Source organism: Bacillus sp. 5mfcol3.1, from assembly GCF_900114335.1.
In the GTDB taxonomy this organism is placed as follows: Bacteria; Bacillota; Bacilli; order Bacillales; family Bacillaceae_G; genus Bacillus_A; species Bacillus_A thuringiensis_S.
This window is the reverse complement of record NZ_FOST01000045.1, coordinates 1-3003: the sequence shown is the minus strand read 5'-3', so window position 1 is coordinate 3003 and position 3003 is coordinate 1. Positions and strand designations below refer to the sequence as shown.

Here is a 3003-nt window from a genome sequence, read left to right as displayed (position 1 = left end):
GTGATGCCAACTTCCGCACCGCAAGCTAAAGTGGATGCGACTAGAGGATATGGTTCTGAAGTTATTTTATACGGTGATACGTTTGATGATGCAAAGGCGAAATGTGAAGAGATTATAAAAGAAACAGGAGAAACATACCTACATCCATATGATGATGTAGAAGTAATGGCTGGCCAAGGGACAATTGGTTTAGATATCCTAGATGATATGTGGGATGTTGATACTGTCATTGTACCTATTGGTGGGGGCGGAATTATTTCAGGGATTGCTGTTGCACTGAAATCATTTAATCCTTCCATTAATATTATTGGGGTTCAAGCAGATAATGTTCATGGAATGAAGGCTTCTTACGATGCTGGAGAAATTGTATCACATTATAAAGCCCCAACAATAGCGGATGGGTGTGCAGTTAAAATACCAGGAAATTTAACCTTTGAAATTGTAAAAAACCTGGTAGATGACATTGTAACTGTATCAGAAGAAGAATTAGAAGTAGCGATGAAAGACTTATTGCAACGCGGAAAAGCGGTCGTAGAAGGTGCGGGAGCATTAGCCACAGCCGCTCTTCTAGCAGGGAAAGTTGATAAATACGTAAAGGGGAAAAAAGTAGTAGCGGTTATTTCAGGTGGCAATGTGGATTTAAAACGTATTTCAAGCGTATGTGAGCATTTCTTTGTAGCCAATGAAGTACAATAATGATTGAGGAATAAATACAATAAGTTGATATTGCTAAATAAGAGCTAGGATGAAATATCTCCGTTCTTTTCTTGTAATATCAGGATGAAATTGAGGCGTAGTTATTATTCAATTAGAGGGAGCTGTAGAAGAAATTCAATTTTAATAATGTATATAAAGAAAAGACACTCTAAAATGAGTGTCTTTTCTCCGAATTGAACCACGTTCATTTAGTATAAACCTATCCGTATTATCCCTTTGTTATACGTGTAAACACATCCTATAAAACAGAATCGTCTATATATACCAGATTGTTAGTTCACAAAATACAAGAGATTTGAGATCAATATTAGAGTGACGCGACATCTTTTATAATTGCTAAAATGTTACGTCTTTCAAAAGAATCTGCTTTATAGAATGTATCCACAACTTATATTTTACTACATGTAATATTTTATAGTGTAATTTTTTTTGAATATGTATAATTGCATAAAGTTAACAAGAAAAGAGAGATATTTTGGTATTGTAAAATAAAGATATAGCCCATCTACGGGAGTAGGTGGGCTATTTTATATTGGTGAGCTTGTTTAAGTTAAGTAATCTAGAATAGATACGGTGTATATGAGAAGGCTGGAAGGGTATTAATTATAGCGCCAAACTTTGTTCATATTTCTCTACATCTTCCATAGTCTTAAATATTAACACATCAAAAACTCCTTATTCATTGCTGCATACAATAACAAACCCATCTGTTGCTTCCAGGACTTTACCAACGTCACCATCTGTAAGCGTAATACTGGTGAGATGTTTTACGTTCAGTTTTTCTTCTTTTCGAATATAAGTAGTTAGGGGTGTCCCTACAGGAAATACGCTTATGATATCTTCTGTTGTATATGTGCCATCTATTGATTGAGTTTGAGCTGCGATGGAATCAGTTTGAGTGGAACAACCTGTTGAGCATATTAAAAGAATTCCAGTAATAATACTTACACAAGCCTTTTTTACCATTCACAAAATCCTCCTATAACTGTTCGTATTGTCAACCCATTTAGGATAACAAATTATATATACGAAGTTTGTTAGTTTATGTGAGGCGTAAACCAACAAAGATACAAGTATTTTGGCAGAATATGTACTAAATATAGAAAAAACACCCGAGGGTAACTTTCTTCAACTTGACCCATTTTAATTTTATTGTAGAAGCAATAAAGGGGATTTTATATCTAAAATTTAAAATATATAGATTTTATTATATAATTAATTGTCTGTTATTTTTTTTAATTCATTTACTTATATTATTTTTTGAGAGCTCCAGAAATGGAGCCTTTTTTTATACAAAAAAGACACCCTAAGGTGCCTTCCTGCGATTTGAACCATCGTAATATGGTATTGGATGCCAATCCAAATATTATTTTATCACATTAAGTAATGTCGGTTATTGAGAAAAAAAGTTACTCTTTTGAGTGCTTTTTTACTATTCCACTTTTAATTTTATTTCTTTACCTGTCATACTGTAACTTTAGGAGATAATTTGCATAGTTTTTTAATGATAAATTGCAAGTAAGAAAGAGAAGTCTATACAAGTATGGACTTCTCTTTCTGCTTGTCTACTCTAATGGTTATCCTTGTTGTAATGTTTCTGGGTATGGTGATATTAAATGGAGGGATACCTACTTTCCATGGCCTTACTTCTGAATTTTTTGTAACCTATCTCATCTCTTTTGTAGCCATTTTCTTTCTTGATGGATATTTGCCTGAGGAAATCGGATGGCGTGGTTTCTCTCTGCCTCGATGACAATTAAAGTTTGGATTGTTAAAATCTACATTACTACTTAGTGTTTTGTGGGATTTTTTGCATCTGTCACATTTTTTAACAGCTGAACAAAGAGGTGAACAGGGTTCTGACCTTTCTATCCTATATATTCATTTGCCAATTTTATTTTGCTGTGTTTGCCGATCTCAATGATTCTCACTGGGTTCTATAATAGCCATCAAGGTAACGTATTTATTATCTTGCTAGTTCTAGCCTGGTAAAAACTCATTTCAACAATCCTATTTTAAAGAATTCGGATTTATTTGTAGTGTTAGGATTGGGTTTGGTTATTTATTCTTATTTTCACACAAGGCAAACTTGGATATAGACAAAATAAAAATGAAGTAGAGTTCAGTAACAATGAAAATATAAGTAAATAGAAACGAAAATCATAAAATGGGTTGATAGCAATGAGGTTAGACCCCACATCCATCAACTTAAGGATTTAGACTATTTTTGAAGTTAAAAGCACGTTACTATTTTCTTATGTTAATGAGAAAGGGTGACGTGCTTTT

The 3003-nt window shown here is 33.3% G+C and carries 1 protein-coding gene and 2 pseudogenes; 2 read left to right on the top strand and 1 reads right to left on the bottom strand.

Annotated elements, in window-relative coordinates:
- Window positions 1–696, top strand: a 696-nt coding sequence (locus BM089_RS30245; RefSeq protein WP_090979175.1) for a pyridoxal-phosphate dependent enzyme, incomplete at its 5' end; no start/stop codon positions are given.
- A 624-nt stretch (window positions 697–1320) separates the two neighbouring features.
- On the opposite strand, the pseudogene BM089_RS30240 reads toward BM089_RS30245, so the two are convergent.
- Window positions 1321–1683 (bottom strand): annotated as a pseudogene (locus BM089_RS30240) (hypothetical protein).
- A gap of 589 nt (window positions 1684–2272) precedes the next feature.
- On the opposite strand from BM089_RS30240, the pseudogene BM089_RS31730 reads away from it, so the two are divergent.
- Window positions 2273–2868 (top strand): annotated as a pseudogene (locus BM089_RS31730) (CPBP family glutamic-type intramembrane protease); the annotation flags it as partial.
- Window positions 2869–3003 lie beyond the last annotated feature (135 nt).